This window comes from Vibrio sp. 378 (assembly GCF_033339435.1).
Map to the genome: position 1 here is coordinate 1 of NZ_JAWOUO010000761.1, position 616 is coordinate 616.

The window sequence follows — 616 nt, forward strand, 5'->3', positions numbered from 1 at the left end:
GTTACGCTGTATTGTGTCTCGACAATAATCCAATCAGTGCAGAGCAGTTTCGATTGGAACTGTCGGCTTTCTCTAGCAAGTTTGATATTTTTTCTGTCGAGTCGATAGAAGAAGCGCAAAGCGCGTTGGAATATCTTGAAGAAAGAGAACAAACTGTCGCGTTAGTGATCGCCAGCCATCACGCGCACTTTAATGGTGTGGATTTTCTCATTGGGCTGGACAAAACACCGCACACCGAGCGCGCTCGTAAAATTCTCATCAGTTGCTCTTCAGATATTGAGGCGATACTCACGGCCGTCAATGAAGGTCGTTTGGATCATTGTTTGACCAAGCCTCTACCAGATAACGTCCTTTTTAATACGGCTCAAAAAGAGCTGACGCAGTTTATCTTACGTAATTGCAAAGAAGACTTGCTCAGTTATAGCCAAATCTTGGACCAGCACAAATTGCTACGTGCTCATATCGAAAATCAGATGAGCAATTACCAAGCAGGTTTCTTACACGACTATCACTCGATGTCTGATAATGAACTGGCAGAACAAGTAATCTCTGCCTTGCAACAGTTTTTCAAAGAAAATGACGAAACAAAAGCTTGTCGAACCTACTCTCCTGAGCA

1 pseudogene is annotated in these 616 nt (G+C 43.3%); it reads left to right on the forward strand.

Annotated elements, in window-relative coordinates:
• A pseudogene (locus tag R7Q48_RS28705) lies at positions 1-616 on the forward strand (ATPase); the annotation flags it as partial.